Annotated in this window: 15 protein-coding genes; 6 read left to right on the top strand and 9 right to left on the bottom strand. The window is 34.7% G+C overall.

Annotation, left to right across the window (positions count from 1 at the left end):
* The first annotated feature begins 323 nt into the window (after positions 1–323).
* Positions 324–2,090: an ABC transporter ATP-binding protein gene (locus G3A46_RS07475; protein WP_165148271.1), complete on the top strand. Its 1,767-nt coding sequence runs from the start codon at positions 324–326 to the stop codon at positions 2,088–2,090.
* Positions 2,091–3,097: 1,007 nt separating this feature from the next.
* Here G3A46_RS07475 and G3A46_RS07470 read toward each other — a convergent pair.
* The gene (locus G3A46_RS07470) at positions 3,098–4,372 is read right to left on the bottom strand and encodes a hypothetical protein (RefSeq protein ID WP_165148268.1); all 1,275 of its coding nucleotides are present in this window, start codon (positions 4,370–4,372) and stop codon (positions 3,098–3,100) included.
* Positions 4,373–4,736: 364 nt separating this feature from the next.
* Positions 4,737–7,508 (bottom strand): excinuclease ABC subunit UvrA, encoded by a 2,772-nt coding sequence (gene uvrA, locus G3A46_RS07465; RefSeq protein WP_165148265.1) that lies wholly within the window; start codon positions 7,506–7,508, stop codon positions 4,737–4,739.
* A 266-nt stretch (positions 7,509–7,774) separates the two neighbouring features.
* Here uvrA and G3A46_RS07460 point away from each other — a divergent pair, with 266 nt between their 5' ends.
* Together G3A46_RS07460 and G3A46_RS07455 are read left to right on the top strand one after the other, a co-directional pair.
* On the top strand, positions 7,775–8,359 hold the full coding sequence (locus tag G3A46_RS07460) for a sigma-70 family RNA polymerase sigma factor (protein ID WP_165148916.1): 585 nt from the start codon (positions 7,775–7,777) through the stop codon (positions 8,357–8,359).
* 59 nt (positions 8,360–8,418) lie between these two features.
* Positions 8,419–8,571 (top strand): hypothetical protein, encoded by a 153-nt coding sequence (locus G3A46_RS07455; protein ID WP_165148262.1) that lies wholly within the window; start codon positions 8,419–8,421, stop codon positions 8,569–8,571.
* A gap of 106 nt (positions 8,572–8,677) precedes the next feature.
* Here G3A46_RS07455 and nth read toward each other — a convergent pair whose 3' ends face one another.
* Entirely contained in the window at positions 8,678–9,337 is a 660-nt protein-coding gene (gene nth, locus G3A46_RS07450) for an endonuclease III (protein WP_165148259.1), read from the bottom strand.
* Between the two features lie 30 nt (positions 9,338–9,367).
* Here nth and bcp point away from each other — a divergent pair, with 30 nt between their 5' ends.
* The gene (gene bcp, locus G3A46_RS07445; RefSeq protein WP_139854858.1) at positions 9,368–9,823 is read left to right on the top strand and encodes a thioredoxin-dependent thiol peroxidase; all 456 of its coding nucleotides are present in this window, start codon (positions 9,368–9,370) and stop codon (positions 9,821–9,823) included.
* On the opposite strand, the gene G3A46_RS07440 is transcribed toward bcp, so the two are convergent.
* Positions 9,820–11,274: a TonB-dependent receptor gene (locus G3A46_RS07440; RefSeq protein WP_165148256.1), complete on the bottom strand. Its 1,455-nt coding sequence runs from the start codon at positions 11,272–11,274 to the stop codon at positions 9,820–9,822. The two genes, bcp and G3A46_RS07440, sit on opposite strands and share 4 nt — an antisense overlap.
* A 79-nt stretch (positions 11,275–11,353) precedes the next feature.
* On the opposite strand from G3A46_RS07440, the gene G3A46_RS07435 reads away from it, so the two are divergent.
* Both G3A46_RS07435 and G3A46_RS07430 read left to right on the top strand, forming a co-directional pair.
* Complete coding sequence (locus G3A46_RS07435) at positions 11,354–12,130, top strand: MBL fold metallo-hydrolase (protein WP_165148253.1); 777 nt, start codon at positions 11,354–11,356, stop codon at positions 12,128–12,130.
* Positions 12,131–12,134: 4 nt separating this feature from the next.
* Complete coding sequence (locus G3A46_RS07430) at positions 12,135–12,629, top strand: hydrolase (RefSeq protein WP_165148250.1); 495 nt, start codon at positions 12,135–12,137, stop codon at positions 12,627–12,629.
* A gap of 704 nt (positions 12,630–13,333) precedes the next feature.
* Here G3A46_RS07430 and G3A46_RS07425 read toward each other — a convergent pair.
* From G3A46_RS07425 to G3A46_RS07405, 5 genes are all read right to left on the bottom strand, one after another.
* Entirely contained in the window at positions 13,334–13,993 is a 660-nt protein-coding gene (locus G3A46_RS07425) for an alpha/beta fold hydrolase (RefSeq protein ID WP_165148247.1), read from the bottom strand.
* An 80-nt stretch (positions 13,994–14,073) separates the two neighbouring features.
* Positions 14,074–14,397, bottom strand: a complete 324-nt coding sequence (locus G3A46_RS07420) for a hypothetical protein (protein ID WP_165148244.1) — start codon at positions 14,395–14,397, stop codon at positions 14,074–14,076.
* A gap of 52 nt (positions 14,398–14,449) precedes the next feature.
* Complete coding sequence (locus G3A46_RS07415) at positions 14,450–14,770, bottom strand: hypothetical protein (RefSeq protein ID WP_165148241.1); 321 nt, start codon at positions 14,768–14,770, stop codon at positions 14,450–14,452.
* Positions 14,770–16,026 (bottom strand): dihydroorotase, encoded by a 1,257-nt coding sequence (locus tag G3A46_RS07410; protein WP_165148238.1) that lies wholly within the window; start codon positions 16,024–16,026, stop codon positions 14,770–14,772. Before G3A46_RS07410 ends, G3A46_RS07415 begins: the two co-directional genes overlap by 1 nt.
* Before the next feature lie 29 nt (positions 16,027–16,055).
* Positions 16,056–17,978 carry a BatA domain-containing protein gene (locus G3A46_RS07405; RefSeq protein WP_165148236.1) on the bottom strand — a complete coding sequence of 641 codons (1,923 nt, stop codon included), beginning with the start codon at positions 17,976–17,978 and terminating at the stop codon, positions 16,056–16,058.
* Positions 17,979–17,984 lie beyond the last annotated feature (6 nt).

The following is a 17,984-nucleotide window of genomic DNA, read 5'->3' as shown; positions in this document are numbered from 1 at the left end:
ATTAAGTATAATTACTCTTACTAAATTTAATAAATTTCAAATCTTTTTTATTCAACTATCTCTTCAAAACCTTTTAGAATCCAACTTGCGTTCGCACAATAAATGTTCAATTTGGAGTTTTTATGGTGATAATGCTTTTTTTCAATTCACCCCAAACCAACAAAACTTTATCTTGGTCTAATACATCCAAAAGCCCTAAATTTGCAAGTCGCATAAAATCTAATTTTTAGGCGAGGTATTTAAATCCAAATTAGCGCATTACAAACGGTCTATAGCTAAAGACTTCTACCGTTAATTTTAAAAATAAATCAAGTAAGTAACTAGTGTCAGAAAACAAAGGCAACGCATTCGATTTTAAGCTCTTTAAACGATTAATGAGCTTTACTAAACCCTACCGAGGCATCTTCATATTTGTTGCTTTTGCTGCAATTGTTATGTCTGGTTTGGCGGTTCTGCGTCCTTATCTTTTAAAACTAGCCATAGACGATTCGATAGTACCAAAAGATAGCGAAGGCTTTATGACCTACGTTATTCTAATGCTAGTGGTGCTAATTCTGGAAGTGGTGTTTCAATTTGCTTTTATCTTTTACACCAACTGGCTCGGACAAAGTGTTATTCGGGATATGCGACAAAAGCTTTTCCGATTAATGACAAGCTTTAAAATGCAGTACTTCGATAAAAGTGCGGTGGGAAGACTTACTACTCGTGCAGTAAACGACGTTGAAACCATAAGCAGTATTTTTAGCGAAGGCTTGTTTATGATAATTAGCGACTTACTAAAAATGCTAGTTATTGCAGGGTTTATGCTTACACAAAGTTGGCGATTATCGCTTATAGTATTTATCGTATTGCCTTTTATCTTGTATGCGACTCGCGTCTTCCAAAAAGCGATGAAAGTAGCTTTTGAAGATGTTCGTAACCAAGTAGCCAATTTAAATTCCTTTGTTCAAGAGCGAATCACAGGGATGAAGATTGTACAAATTTTCACTCGAGAAAAAACAGAATACGAACGCTTTCAGGAAATTAATAAAAAACACCGAACTGCTTGGATTCGTACCGTGTGGTATAACTCTATATTTTTCCCTATTGCGGAAATGGCAGGTGCAATTGCAACGGGTCTTGTAGTTTGGTACGGTGGATTAAATGTAATTGGAGGAGGAGCTGTAACCCTAGGTATTATAACGGCATTTATTCAGTATGCCGAAATGCTTTTTAGACCTCTTAGGCAAATTGCCGATAAATTCAATACCCTGCAAATGGGAATGGTGGCTGCAAACCGCGTATTCGGGATCTTAGATACCAGATCGCATATAGAAGACAATGGAACTATAAACTACACCAACACTAAGGGTGAAATAGAATTTGTTGATGTACATTTTGGTTATATTGAAGGGGAAGAGGTAATAAAAGGTATTTCTTTTAAAGCGAATCCAGGGGATACCGTTGCCATAGTGGGAGCTACAGGAGCAGGAAAATCTACAATTATCAATCTGCTAAATCGTTTTTACGAAATAAATAGCGGAGTGATTAAAATTGATAATATCGATATAAAAGAGTACACCTTAGCCTCTTTAACGAGTCAGATAGCTGTTGTACTTCAGGATGTGTTCCTTTTTGCGGATACTATTTACAACAATATTACGCTCAACAATCCAAACATCACCGAAGATGAGGTTATAGCTGCAGCTAAAGAAATCGGGGTTCACAAGTTTATAGAAAGTTTGCCAGGGGGGTATAACTACAACGTAAAAGAACGCGGAAGTATGCTTTCTTCGGGGCAACGACAGTTAATTTCGTTCTTACGTGCTTATGTAAGCAAACCAAGTATTTTAGTGCTGGATGAAGCTACTTCGTCTGTAGATACCTATTCTGAAGAGCTGATTCAAACAGCTACCGATAAAATCACAAAAGACCGTACTTCTATTGTAATCGCTCACCGATTAGCGACAATTAAAAAAGCCGATAAAATTATCGTTATGGATGCTGGTAAAATTGTTGAAGAAGGCACCCACCACGAACTCCTAGAAAACGAAAACGGATTCTATAGAAACCTATACGAAGTCCAGTTTGCCGATGGAGGAAATCCTTAGTTTTTAGTTTGTAGAGAAAAAATTTTAAAATTCAAATTCCAAATTCCAAATTCGTAATTCTAGTTTCTAGTTTCTAACTTCTAACTTCTAGCTTCTAGTAGTGAGAGGGGAGTTAGTAGTTGGTAATAATTAGTTGGGAGTGGGTAGTGAAGAAGATTAATTCCAAACTCCAAATTCCAAAAACATAATTAATAAAAGATTTGAGATGTGAGATTTGAGACGCTAGATACTAGACGTTTCGTCTTGATTCTTGGCTCCTGACTCTAGCTTCTAACTTCTAACTTCTAATTTCTAACTTCTAGTGTTGAGTTGGTAGTTGGTAGGGGAAAAATTTTAAAATTCAAATTCCAAATTCCAAAATCCAGATTCCAAATTCGTAATTCTTGATTCGTAACTAATAAGATTTGAGGCGCTAGATTCTAGACGTTTCGTCTTGATTCTTGGCTCTTGGCTCCTGACTTCTGACTCTAGCTTCTAACTTCTAATTTCCAACTTCTAGTGGAGAGTGGTAGTTGGTAGGGAAAAAATTTTAAAATTCAAATTCCAAATACCAAACTTCAAATACCAAACTCCAAATACCAAACTCCAAATACCAAATTCCAAAAGCATTATTAATAAAAGATTTGAGACGTGAGATTTAAGATGCTAGACTGAAGTCTTGATTCTAGTTTCTAACTTCTAGTATTGAGTGGATAGTTGGTAGTTATTAGAGAAGTATTAAACTCCAAATTCCAAATAACAAATAACAAATTCCAAATAACAAATTCCAAATTCGTAATTCTATTTTCTAACTTCTAACTTCTAATTTCTAACTTCTAGTGTTGAGTGGGGAGTTGGTAGAGAAAAAATTTCAAAATTCAAACTCCAAACAACAAATTCTAAAATCATAATTCTGAATTCTGAATTCCGAATTCTGAATTTTTTAAATCTAAATTAAAAAAGCTAACCCCCCGAGTTTCACGTTTTGTGAATTACGAGGGGTTAACAAACCAACCAAAAAACTATTTTTATCCTCTTCCTCTAGATCCTTTAGAATTAGATTCTCTTGAAGAACTTCCTCTTGAGGTATTTGCTTTTGTTCTGCTAGGAGCAGGTGCACTAGATTTTTTTACTGAAGTACTACGGCTTGTTGTGGTGCGCGTAGGAGCTTGAGATTTATTTCTAGTTCCTGTTCTGTCGCTTTTATTTGTTGAAACATTTCTAGTTTGTGTTTTAACAGAACTGTTTCTATTCTGTGAAACTGTTGTAGATCTGCTGGTATTACTTCTAGTGCTTTTTACTGCTTTAGGAGTATTTCTTTGCTCCACATTTCTTGTTCTAGTGTTCGAGCTCTTAACAGGTGTGTTGTTATTTGTACGAGTTAAAACACTTTTCTTGTTGCGATCACTGTTAGCATTTACGCTACTATTTCTAACGTTTCTATCAGTTTTTACGGCACCTCTACTAGAAGTGCTTACATCTCTTTTGACTGTATTGCTTCTTGTGTTTGAACGTACAGCATTGTTTGATCTATCGTTATTTCTAACCGAGTTTTTAACTCTAGTATTGTTAGAAATCATAGTGTTTTCTCTATTTGGGTTGAAGTCTTTGTTAATAGACGCTCTTCCTCTTTTATCATATACACGGCTTCCAGGACGATAAAAATCTCTACGACCATTTTGGTATGCTACTTTATGACTCTTTTTGTAATACACTATGTGTTCGTGGTAACTATATCGTACAGGCTTGTAGTATCTTCTATAAGGTCTGTCGTAAACTACACAATGAGTATAGAGTGGTCTAGCATAATAATCATGCCACGGACGGTAAACGTAATATCTGTTGTAAGGGTTTATATACCCGCTTACATGTGAAAAATGACCGTAGTGGTTATAAATTACGTGTAAGCCACCCACACGCACTAGACGTCGGTTGTTATAACGAATATCTACATTCCCAGCTTGAATAATACGTCCGTATTCGTCGTAGTAAATTGGTACATTTTCTACCTGAATTACCGCTCCATAATCGTCGTACTGAACATAAGCGTCATAATTATACCCTGAGTTGAAACTTATATTAACGTTTCGGGAGGTTATAGTTACATTAGAACCTTTTTGAGGTCCGATATAAACGAAATCGAATTGTCCATCTGGGAAGACAGAAAACTCTACATCGCCTTCTACGAAGATGTATGCGTTGCCGTCATAACTTCTTCTAATATTGTTTTCACTTTCTGGCGATGCTGCAGTAGCAGATAATCCCATAAAAAGTATGCTGAAGATAAGTGCTAAGTTTTTCATAAGGTCAAGATTTAAAGGTTTGTACTTTCTCTAAGTTCTTTGGTAGTTCGGTACGTTTTAGATTATTCAACGACCGTGCCAAAGTTTTAAAGTGTTGATTATCAAGTGGGGGTTGAGGGGGCAGAGAGAAGAGAGAAGAGAGAATAGAGAATAGAGAATAGAGAGAAAAGAACAGAGAGAAGAGAATAGAGAATAGAGAGAAGTGATTGGGAGGGGGTGTTGTATTTACTTTAGCTTGTATTTTATTGATCAAAAAAAACCCGCTGAAATGTATTACCATTTGCAACGGGTTTTTAAAACTAACCAACCAAAAACTAAAAGTTTCTGTTAGTTGGATTTCAAATAGTATGCCAAATTAGAAAAATTATAGCTTCTCTTTTAAATATGCAGCAGTAAATGATTTTTTGCTTTTTACTACCTCTTCTGGAGTGCCTTGAGCTACAATTTGTCCTCCATTTTCTCCTCCTTCAGGACCGAGGTCTATAATATAATCGGCGCATTTAATAAGGTCTTGATTGTGTTCTACCACAATTACTGTATGTCCTTTTTCTAATAAAGCATAAAAAGAAGCGAGTAGCTTTTTAATATCGTGGAAATGCAGCCCCGTGGTAGGTTCATCAAATATAAATACTGTTTTTTCTTTTGAAGTTCCTTTTACCAGGAATGAAGCAAGCTTAATACGTTGTGCTTCTCCTCCTGAAAGAGTAGAAGAGCTTTGTCCTAATTGTACATAACCAAGTCCAACATCTTGTAGGGGCTGTAGTTTTGCAGCAATTTTTGATTGTGCGTGTAAGCCAAAGAAAGCCACAGCATCATCAACCGTCATGCTTAAAACATCGTCTATATTTTTATCTTGAAATGTAACTTCTAAGACTTCTTTTTTAAAGCGCTTGCCATTACAAGTATCACATACTAAATGTACATCGGCCATAAACTGCATTTCTACAGTTACTTCACCTTCACCTTTACAGGTTTCGCATCGACCGCCATCCACGTTAAATGAGAAATGTTTTGGTTTAAATCCGCGTATGTCCGATAGTTTTTGTGAGGCGAATAGATTTCGAATATCATCGTACGCCTTAATATAGGTAACTGGATTACTTCGGCTAGAACGACCGATTGGGTTTTGATCTATAAATTCAATACTTTTTATGGTATTGAAATCTCCACTGATTTCAGAAAACTGACCAGGTTTTTCACCATAACCACCAATTTCACGCAGTAGGGCAGGGTATAGTATTTTTTTAACCAAGGTACTTTTTCCACTTCCAGAAACACCAGTTACCGCTGTAAAAACATTGAGCGGAAAGGTAATATCGATGTTTTTTAAATTGTTCTGTCTGGCGCCGGTAATAGAAATTTTATTTTTTGAAGTCCGGCGTTTCTTCGGAACTTCAATTTCCATCTCGCCATTGAGGTATTTTGCAGTAAGCGAATCAGATTTTAGTATCTCTTTATAATTTCCTTGAGCTACTACCTCACCTCCAAATGTTCCAGCTTCAGGGCCGATGTCTATAATCTGATCGGCAGCTTTCATAATATCTTCATCGTGTTCTACAACAATCACAGTATTTCCTAAATCGCGTAATGCCTTCAACACCACAATAAGCCTTTCTGTGTCCTTTGGATGTAGTCCGATACTAGGTTCGTCTAATATATACATAGAACCCACTAAGCTACTCCCTAAGGATGTAGCGAGGTTTATTCGTTGCGACTCTCCACCAGAAAGTGTATTCGATTTACGATTAAGAGTTAAATAGCCTAAACCAACATCTCTTAAAAAGCTAATGCGATTGTTGATTTCCAATAATAAGCGCTTTCCTACCTTAGCATCGTATTCTGATAATTCAAGGTTTTTAAAGAAATTGGCAAGCTTATCAAGTGGTAGCTCAACTAATTCTTGAATTGAAGTATTGTTTATTTTTATGTAGCTAGCTTCAGGACGAAGTCGTTTTCCCTTACAAGTAGCACATTTCGTTTTTCCTCGGTAACGTGATAACATTACACGATTTTGAATTTTATAACTCTTCGATTCTAAAAATGAAAAGAATGAGTTTAAGCCTTCAAAGTACTTATTCCCCTCCCAAACCAATTGTTTTTGTTCATCAGTAAGTTGGAACCAAGGTTTGTGAATAGGAAAATCGAATTTATAAGCGTTATTCACCAACTGATCTCGATACCAGCTCATGCTTTCACCACGCCAAGGGAAAATAGCATTTTCGTAAACAGAAAGGGCAGTATTTGGAATTACTAAATCTTCGTCTATCCCAATTACATCGCCATAACCTTCACAAACGGGACAAGCGCCGTAAGGATTGTTAAAGCTAAACAAGTGAGCGTTGGGTTCCATAAAAGACATCCCATCAGCTTCAAAACGATTGTTAAATTCAGTGATTTTTTTAGAAGATAGCTCCTCAATATACAATTCACCTTTACCTTCAAAAAAGGCTATTTCAACTGCATCGGCAAGACGGTTGTAAAAATCTTCTTCATTTTTTGTAATAACGCGATCTACAACAACATCAATTTTTTCTGGAAAAGATTTCAACTCATCTATGCGTATCACTTCATCTTTAACTTTTACACGAGCATAACCTTGTTGCGCTAGGGCTTGAATTTTATTTTCCATTGTTCGTCCTTCTTCAAGATGAATAGGAGCGAGGAGCAATAATTTTTCGCCTTCTGAAAAGGTTTTGATGAATTTTATTACATCGGAAGTGGTGTCTTTTTTTACTTCTCTTCCTGAAATTGGAGAAATTGTTTTTCCAATTCGCGTGTAAAGTAATTTTAGGTAATCATAAATCTCGGTGGAAGTACCTACGGTAGATCTTGGATTTGTTGAATTTACCTTTTGTTCAATAGCAATAGCAGGAGAAATACCTTTAATAGAATCAACTTTAGGCTTGTCTAGTCTTCCTAAAAACTGACGCGCATAACTCGAAAGGCTTTCTACATAGCGGCGTTGCCCTTCAGCGTAAAGCGTATCGAATGCCAAACTGGATTTACCACTTCCAGAAAGTCCGGTAATAACCACCAATTTATTTCGGGGTATAGCAACGGTTATATTTTTTAGATTGTGAAGCTTTGCCCCTTGAATAAGGATGTTGTTCTTAGTATCTACAGTTTCTGTTTTCAATGTAATATCTTTCTTTTTTATTCCCACTTGCTATCGGGATTGCAAAGATACTATATAGGTTTGAGCAACACACTTTTGCCGATATTATTATTTATTATAGAAAATTTTAAGCATTTTTTTGCTTTTGTGAAGCGAATGTTGTTATATTTACGCTTTACAACGTCTTATTTATAAATTATTGCCTATAGCTGACCTTTACTTTTAACAAATAAACATTTTATTAAACAACCAAATCATTGTTGTTTATTTATTTAGTAAGTATTGGTATGGAGCAACAAACGAACACTGACGCGTTTTTGGTAAGCGCTTATATTAAGGGTAATGAATCTGCACTTGGCGAATTAATAACACGCCACAAACAAAGAATTTACAGCTTTATTTATTCAAAAGTCTACGACAGAGATATATCTGAAGATATATTTCAGGACACTTTTATTAAGGTTATTAAAACACTTAAAAAAGGTGGTTATAATGAAGAAGGAAAATTTCTTCCGTGGGTTATGCGTATAGCACATAACTTGGTAATAGACCATTTCAGAAAAAGCAATCGCATGCCTAAATTCGAGAATAATAATGATTTCAATATTTTTTCTGTTTTAAGTGACAGTTCTTTAAATGCTGAAAAACAAATTATTAAAGGACAGGTAGAAGATGATGTCCGAAGACTGATTGAAGAACTTCCTGAAGATCAAAAAGAAGTTTTAGTTATGCGTATGTATAAAGACATGAGCTTTAAGGAAATTAGCGAGCAAACAGGTGTTAGCATCAATACAGCCTTGGGTAGAATGCGATATGCTCTTATAAATTTGAGGAAAGTTATTGATAAACATAATATTATATTAACCAATTGATACAATAATATGATTTTTGTTGCGTTATTTGGAAATAAACCATTAAACAACAAGAATCTATGCAAAAATTTTACTCTAAAATATCACGTGTGGACGACGTGAATAAAAATCTCGTTCCAAAAGAAGAAACCATAAAATTTCTTCTGGATTATTCGATGGCTTTAAGTGTTATAGATTACCAAAACAAGAAGTTTGAAGCACTTCTTAACTAAACTTTGGAAAAGCCCTGAAACTTTTGTTTCAGGGTTTTTTTATGTTTTAGAATGTCTATCTAATCCAAATTGAGGCTGAGGTTGAATCTGAAAAGCAGTATAAAAACTACTTCTTTTTCTTATTCCAATACTCGTTAATTACCGATTTTCTGCCAATTGTTTTTGTGATGATATCTTTCTCTAAGTCCCATCCGCGAGCAGGGGAGTATTGCCTTCCATACCAGATCATTTGAAGGTGAAGTTTATTCCATAAATCCTTAGGAAATAATCGCTTCGCATCTTTTTCGGTTTGCACTACATTTTTCCCATTAGAAAAGCCCCAACGATACATTAGTCTGTGTATATGTGTATCTACAGGAAACGCTGGAATATTAAATGCTTGGCTTACAACAACGCTAGCAGTTTTATGTCCTACGGCCGGGAAAGTTTTTAAGATTTCTATATCTGCCGGAACCACCCCGTTGTATTTTTCAATCAATATCTGTGAAAGACCATGTATTCCTTTTGATTTCATAGGAGATAGCCCTACGGGTTTAATTATTTCTCTTATTTCTTCAACAGAGAGTTTAACCATATCGTACGGATTATCGGCAACTTCAAACAGCAAGGGTGTAATTTGATTAACACGTACATCTGTGCTTTGCGCCGATAGCAGTACCGCGATTAATAATGTGTACGGATCCTTGTGATCTAGCGGTACAGGTATTTGTGGGTAAAGGTTGTTTAACGTATCTATAACGAATTCAACCTTTTCTTTCTTTGTCATTTTAAGTACTTTTATACAAAAATAAGGATAATGAAAACATTACAAGCTGGCGATAAGGCGCCAAATTTTAAAGTTAACGATCAAAGTGGAAATCCTATATCGTCTGAGGATTATAAAGGTAAAAAATGGGTAGTTTTTTTCTATCCAAAAGCTAGTACACCTGGTTGTACGGCAGAGGTTTGCAATTTGAGAGATAATTATCAAGCGCTACAAGATCAAGGTTACGAGCTTTTAGGAGTGAGCGCCGATAGTGAAAAGCGACAAACAAATTTTAAAGAAAAGTACAAATTGCCATTTCCTCTATTAGCCGATGAAAATAAAGAGGTGCTTAATGGATTTGGAGTTTGGGGTCCAAAAAAGTTTATGGGGAGAGAATACGATGGTATTCACCGCAAAACTTTCATAATTAATGAAGAAGGTATAATAGAGCGCGTAATTGATAAAGTAAAAACTAAAGATCACGCAGCTCAAATCCTGGAAGATTAATCTTTTATTTCTTCGGGATGGGGATTATAGTTAAATAATCTCTTTTTCTTAATAGTTTCAGAGACACCGGCTGGTAACATTTCTTCCCAGCCGTCTTTGTTTTCTTCAATCATATGTAAGACTTCTCTTGAAAAAATATCCATGTGTTCTGGATTGTAATCTTTAATATCTACAACTTTTCCGTTGTATTTAAAGAATTTGTACAACTCCTTCATTCGTGGATGAACTTTTAGGTTTTCACTATTAATATACTCCCCGGTTTCAGAATCTTTCATTGGGTATAAATAAACCTTAAGGTCTTTAAAGAATAATTTTCCAAAAGCTTCAAGAATTCCCCCGCTTAAGTGACGATAGTATTTTTCATCAAAAATATCAATCAAATTACTTACGCCCATCGCTAGACCCATTCGCAATTTGGTGTAACGCGCGAAATATTCAACCAGCTTGTAGTATTCCTGAAAGTTTGAAATCATAACTGTATGGCCTAACGAACAAAGTAGTTTTGCTCTATCCATAAAGTCTTCTTCATCAATCTCTCCATCGGCACGTAAATTAGAAAGTGTAATTTCAAAAATCACCTCCGTCTTATTCTTATCAACTCTGTTTTCATTTAAAAACATTTCATAAGAATGCTTAAACATATCGATGTTTACCTTGGTTACAGGTCTAAAACTTCCACGTAAGGCTAGAATGTTTTTCTTATAAAGAATTTTAGCGGGTAACACGTTATATCCACTAGCATCAAACATTACAGCGTCGGTCATTCCATTTTTAATAAGCTGCAGACTCATCAACCTATTATCTACATTTTCAAAACGTGGACCGTAAAAGTTTATCGTATCTATTTCAATTTTATCTTGGTCTATGTGGTCGTATAAATAACGTAAAAGTTTATTAGGCTCATCGTATTTATAATATGCGCCGTATATAAGGTTTACTCCAAGTTTTCCTAAGGTTACTTGTTGCAATTGTGCATCATTTTCGTGAAAACGAATATGAAGTGTAATTTCATTATAAGGTTCGGTAGGGTCTATTTGAAAACGAAGACCTACCCAACCGTGGCCTTTATATTTTTTAGCAAAATCTATTGTTGCAACAGTGTTTGCAAAAGCAAAGAAAAGTCTATTGGGATGTTTTACACGATCGATTCGTTCTTCAATAAGATCGAATTCGTGTGTAAGCATTTTTTGTAGTCTAGACTCTGTAACGTATCTACCGTCGTCTTCAACACCATAAATAGCATCGCTAAAATCTTTGTCGTATGCCGACATCGTTTTAGCTACAGTCCCCGATGCACCTCCAGCTCTAAAAAAGTTTCGAACAGTTTCTTGTCCAGCACCAATTTCAGCGAAAGTGCCATAAATGTTTTCATTAAGGTTTATTCTTAAAGCTTTGCTTTTTATGGATGGTATGTTCTCAAACTCCTTATCTCCTAGTATGGATTCCGGCATAGTACGTTCTATTTATTCTTATTAACAAAGGTAGCAAATACAATAGGTAAACAAAAAAAATACTATTATTTTTGCGGGAATGAAATCTACAATCACAGTTACATTTTTAGGAACTGGAACATCTCAGGGAATCCCTGTAATTGGGAGTAAACACGAGGTTTGTTTAAGTAAAGACCCAAAGGATAAACGCTTAAGAGTTTCTGCGTTAATGTCTTGGGATGATTATAATTTTGTAATTGATTGTGGGCCCGATTTCAGATATCAAATGCTTCGAGAAAATGTTTCCAAAGTAGATGGTATTCTTATCACTCACGAACACAGTGACCATACTGCAGGTTTAGACGATATTCGCCCTTTCAATTTTAGACATGGCACTATGCCTTTTTATGCAGATAAGCGTGTTTTTAAATCCCTACGGGAACGGTTCGCATATATTTTTGCCACAGAAAATAAATATCCAGGTGCTCCAAGTATTGAAGCAATTGAAATAGATAAGAATACACCTTTCACCATCGGAGGGAAAAAAGTTATTCCTATTGAAGCGATGCACGATAAGCTTCCAGTATTAGGATTTCGCGTTGAAGATTTTACATATTTAACCGATGTAAAAACGATATCTGACGAAGAAATTGAAAAAGTGAAGGGAACTAAGGTTTTGGTAGTAAACGCGCTACGCGAAGAGCCTCACTATTCGCATTTTAATTTAACGGAAGCACTCGAGTTTGTTGAAAAGGTAAAACCAGAAAAAACGTATTTTACACATATCAGTCATATAATGGGTTTTCATGAAGAAGTAGAAAAGAAGCTTCCTAAAAACGCTCATTTGGCTTACGATACACTAAAGATTAATATATAATTACATGAGAAAGAATATTTATTTGTACCTGTTTCTATTTGTTCTACTGTTGATTCTTTTTCAGTATATGAATCAGAAGAAAATTTTTGAAAGACAAGAAAACAAAATCGAAGAACTTAGAGAAAAAGCAAACAAAGCTGAAGATTCTTTAGAGGTACTTAGTCTTGAAAACCACAATCTTAATTACTTCACCTTACAAGGCAATGAAAATGCAATGACCTATTTAGAAAGGTTAGGGTATGAAGCTGCTGATGTGGAGACTATGATTACTGAAAAAATCTACGATTTCAATCTACAGAAAGGTAATAATCCATTGGTGCCTTTTGAAGGTATGAATGGTGATATGAAGATTAACAAAGTAAAATTCCTAAACCACAAATGGATTCAAGCCGACTTTACAGATGGTAAATTCTGGGGTGAAATGATTTTAGAATATTACTTCAAAGAAAACGGCGATCTAGACCTTACTCCAATAGCATCTTTTCTGTATCAGAATTAGGAATTAGGAATTAGGAATTCAGAATTATGAATTATGATTTTGTAATTTGGAATTTATTCTTCACTTCGTACTTTTCACAAGAGAAAGAAACTAGAGGCTAGAGACTAGAATTAGTGTCTAGCCTCTAGCGTCTCAAATCTCAAATCTCACATCTATTATTTATTATGAATGAAGATTTATGATTTTGGAATTTGGAATTTGAAATTTATCCATCCACTACAAACTACCAACTCATCTCTCACCTCTCACCACTAGATTTAAGAGCCAAGACTTAACGTCTAGAATCTAGCCTCTAGCCTCTAGCATCTCAAATCTCCCGTCTCTTATTAATTATGAATTCAGAATACAGAATTATGAAAGATGATTTACGATTTTTGAGTTAAGAATTTATTTATTCACTACCAACTAATAAATCACCACTAGAATCAAGAGCCAAGACTTAACGCCTAGAATCTAGCCTCTAGCATCTAGCTTCTCAAGTCTCAAATCTATTATTAATTATGAATTCAGAATGCAGAATTAGGAATGAAGATTTTTGATTTTGGAATTTGGAATTTGTTGTTTAGAATTTATTCTTCACTTCGTAGTTTTCACAAGAGAAAGAAACTAAAGGCTAGAGACTAGAATCAGTGTATAGCCTCTCACTTCCAACTTCTAACTACTAACTTCTAACTTCTAACTTCTAACTTCCAACTTCCAACTTCTCAACTAACCTTTTCTAGCCAAGTTTTGAAGTCGTGGAAGTTTTGTGGGGCTACGCCGTGGCCAACAGGGTATTCTGAATAAGCACAGTTTATATTTAAATTTTTTAGAAACGGCTCTGTCTTTCTGGCCCATTGAACGGGAATAACTTGGTCTACGCTTCCGTGAGAAGTATAGACGTTTAAATGACTAAAATCGTTGTTTTTATAGCCTGCTTTTAAAATCTCTTCGTTGATATAACCGCTTAAGCCAATAACATTTTTCACTTTTTCTGGATAGCTTAAAGCTACAGCAAAACTCAAAATTGTTCCTTGACTAAAACCAAGTAGGGTTACATTATTTTCATCTACATTGTATTTTTCAACTACACTATCGATACATTTTGCAACCAATTCTCTAGAGCTAATGGCTTGTACGTCATCACTAAATTTTCCTTGGTCGTTATCAAAATAGATATTGTACCAAGCATTTCCGTATGGCTCAAGTTTTATAGGTGCTTTTAAAGAGATGATAGCATATTTTTCTGGGAGTTCAGAAGCGAATGAGAATAAGTCGTTTTCATCACTTCCAAATCCGTGTAGCATTATAATTACTGGTGCCTTTCCCGAAGTGTTTTTAGCGGCCCTATAGTTGTGTTCTAAAAGTAAAGTTTGTTTTTCCATAAGTTGCAAAAATAAGCAAGACCTTTCAATCTGAAAGTACTTCAGAAGAAAAGGTCTGTTTAAATATTGTTTTAAATAATTTAGATTCCTTTAAACCATTCTTGAAATTGTTCGCCTAATAGCGGCACGGGTTTCATTTCACCTTGAACAGCGCTAACTAATCCAAGAATCCACAGTACTAAAACTCCAATATTCACTATGGATGAAAGAATCCATAAGTTTAGAAAACCAGAAATTATTGCAAACACCACACCCACACACATAATTCCTAACGATTGGCGAACGTGAAAAGTTCCTAACGGGGTTTTATTACCGTTGTTCATTATAAGTGCAATAATCCAACCTATTAGAGTGATATATGAGATAATTGCAACTGTTTTACCATCATCTGAAGCTTTTTCCATAATATAAAAATTTAATTATAAATTTATGATAAGCTAAAGATAACCAATAGTTTCAATTTAAGAACGTAAACCATTGTTGAAATTTCTCACTTAAAAAAGGGATTCCTTTTTTTTGGTTTTTATAAGCCATAATCCAACTGTAAACCCAAAGTACAAAGGTCACAAACCATATAATATCACCAGTTTTTGTGTCTATTCGCGATTGTATAACCAGGGATGACATAAATAGCAATACCAAGCCGAACATGTTTTTTATATGCCAAGTAGGAAATTTGTGATTTTCATCGCGATTTATAAAATAAGCAATTATAAATCCTACAATGGGAGCATAGGCAATCATAGCAGTTGATTTGCCTGGAGGAGAAGTCTTCATTATTTATTTAAAATCAACTGGTTATTTGAATAAATCCCATAAGCTTTTCCTTTGAGTTTTTGTCCTAAAAGTGCTGCGTTTTTGGAAGTAGAAAGTATATTTTCTTCAGAAAATACCCAATTATCATCTGGATTAAACAATGTAATTGAAGCGGTATTACCTTCTTCTATAGCTTCTGATGCGATTTTAAATTCATCTTTTAAGCCTGTAAGTTTCTTAACAGAATCTTCAACTCCTAAAACTGAGTTAATTGCGCCAAAACAAGATTCTAGACCTATACTTCCAAAGTAAGCGTGGTCGAATTCTATTTTTTTGTGCTCGATGTCTATTGGATTATGGTCACTTGTAATAGCGTCAATAGTTCCGTCTTTTAAACCTTTAATTAAGGCTTTAGTGTCTTCATTTGTACGAAGAGGAGGAAGTAGTTTAAAGTTTGTGTCAAACTCTTCCAAAACATCATCGGTTAATATTATATTGAAAATACTTACGCTACAGCTTACATTTAGTCCTTTTTTCTTGGCTGCTCTAATTAGTTCTACCGATTTCTTTGTAGAAATTGTCGGGATGTGAAGTTTTCCACCTGTGTATTCTAACAGATACAAGTCACGAATAACCTGAAGTTCTTCAGAAAGAGCTGGAATACCTTTTAAGCCAAGTTTAGTGCTATTTTCTTCTTCGTTAACCACCCCATTTTTAGCCACCGATTTATCAAATGGAAATGATTGTACTAGCCCGTCAAAGTTTTGTGTGTACTGCAACGCGATTTTAAGCAAATTGGCATTAGAAACAGGATTCTTATAATCGTAGAAAGCTACTGCGCCTTCATTTTGCATATCGTATAGTTCGGCTAAGTCAACTCCTTTACTACCGGTTGTAAGTGCACCAATAGGGTAGAGGCTAACGGCATTTCCTTCGCCTTTACTTTTTAGAAACTTTATATGCCCTTTACTATCTGTTACAGGAAATGAGTTGGCGTTTACCGCAACACTTGTAAACCCGCTGTATGCAGCTGTTTTCAATCCATTTTCAACGTTTTCACGCTCTTCAAAACCTGGCTCTCCAAAAGAAACACTGCTGTCAAACCATCCTTGTGAGATATGAAGATTTTTCAATGAAATTTCCTTAACCTTTTCCGAAGAAGGAATTTTAGCGGCAATTTTAGAAATTGTACCATTCTCTATTAATACATCGCGTTTCTTTAAGTGATGCTTACTAGCTTCATCAATAATAGTTGCGGATTTAAGTAGTATCTTCATATATTAAGATTAATTTCTTTTTTCTCTTTCTATTTAATAAACTTTAAGATTAGCATTTCAAAAAGCAAAAAGAGCAGTGCAAAAATAGCAAACCATTTCCAAAAACTGTTGATAGAATTTGCTTCTGTTATCGATTCGAAGAGATTATCTATAGAGCTGTACACATTTACAGCATTCCATTCGTCTGGATTTAAATAGAGTAGTTCACTTTCGCTTCGACTATAATTATAACTTATATTTTCTAAAAATTCGTTTTCCTTTACAATTTGATAGTTTCCAGCATTTGTAGGCTCTTCAGTAGTAGTTATTAATACATAATTAGCTTTTGTTTGCTGCAATGGAATAAACTGACTTATACTATCTTTTACTTTTAAAATTTCGTTTTGCCCTAGTTTTACAGGTACTGCAACTGAATTCTGCTCACCAATAGTATAATAGAGGTGTGGAAGGGGTAAACTTTGTAAGGCCATATTGTAGATCGTGGGAACTATTAATGGCGAGTTTTGAAAATTAGAATTCTCCTTGTTTATTGCTGAAGTAAATAAATACGTTTTGTTTTTTTGAAGTAAAAATGGTTGGTTGTCCTCAAACCTTATCGCTGGGGTAGCATTGGTTGAAATAGTATAAAATGAACTAACCTTAGGATATTGAAAATTTGTTACTTCTTTTTCAAATACATCTTTAAATAAGGGGTGTGAAAAAACAATGTTTGTAATCTTTTTCTCTTGTGAATTTACTGTTGAAATACTTCCTAATCCAAGTGTTAATAGATGGTTGTTATAACTGTTTACATCGACTTCAGGATTAGGAATTATAAGAATACTCCCGCCATTATCGCTAAACGATTTTAAAGCAGTACTTAATGAAGCTGGAATCTCTTCTAACTCGTTTAAAATTATAAAATTCTGATTAGGAATTTCGTTGTAATTAAGTGTTTTGAACGTTTGTTGCGTAAATTGAAATTCTTCTTTTTCTAACAAGCGTTTTAAGAAATTGCCATTCGTTTCATTAATGGCTAAAACCTTAATTTTTTCTGGTTTGTTGATATTGAAGAATAGTGTGTTGTCAAAAGTTAAATTAGGATCGGTAACCTGAAGCTTTCCAGTAAATTCTTCTGAATTATCTATGTCGAAAGTAACAGTGCCATTTGTGCTAGTTGAAAAGTCAACTGCAGTTTTTGCAACTAACTTGTTATTGTCGTACAGTGAAATTGGAGCCTCTGAAAAATCATCCCCAGATTTTGAAGCTTTTACCTGTAACTGAATAGTAGAAGCATTTTTTGAAGTGATATAAACGCTGTCGATAGCGATATTTGAGTGTTTTACAGGTTTTAACTGTACTGCATCTACAATTATTTCGTCTGAAATAGTAGGAAAAGCTTCTTTTTGTTGAAAGTCTGAAATATAGATCAATCTTTTAATTACATCCTTTTCATTAGAAAAAAGCTGATTTGCCTTCAGCAATACTTGAGAGGGAGTGAGTTGATTTTGTGAGTATGCTACAGAGAGTATTTCGTTTTTAAAGTCTTGAGCCGAAGTGTTTTTTCGTTGAGCATTATTGGTAAACCAGCTTAGTTTTTCAGAGGTTTCAGATTTCTCAAACAAATCTTGTAAAGCGCGTTCAAGCAGTGGGCCTTGATTCCCTTTTGCTTGCATACTAAACGAATTGTCTATATAAATTACCGTTTCTTTTTCGTTTTTTAAAGCAGTTTTTGAAGCTGTAAAAGGTTGTGCGAAGGCAAAAATAAGTGCAGCCATTGCCAATAGGCGCATTAAAAGTGTTAGCCATTTTTTTAGCTGCGAACTTTTACGAGTTTGTATGTTTATTTTTTTTAGAAAAGCAACATTGGTAAACGCTACTTTTTGAAATCGCCGAAGTTGAAAAAGATGAATAAATATCGGTATCAGCAGCAGGAAAAGAGCGTAAAGAATTTCTGGGTGTTTAAACTGCATTCCTAA

This window comes from Aequorivita sp. KMM 9714 (assembly GCF_011065475.1).
Taxonomy (GTDB): Bacteria; Bacteroidota; Bacteroidia; order Flavobacteriales; family Flavobacteriaceae; genus Aequorivita; species Aequorivita sinensis.
The sequence above is the reverse complement of the archived record's forward strand: the minus strand, read 5'-3'. Positions and strand labels throughout refer to the sequence as shown.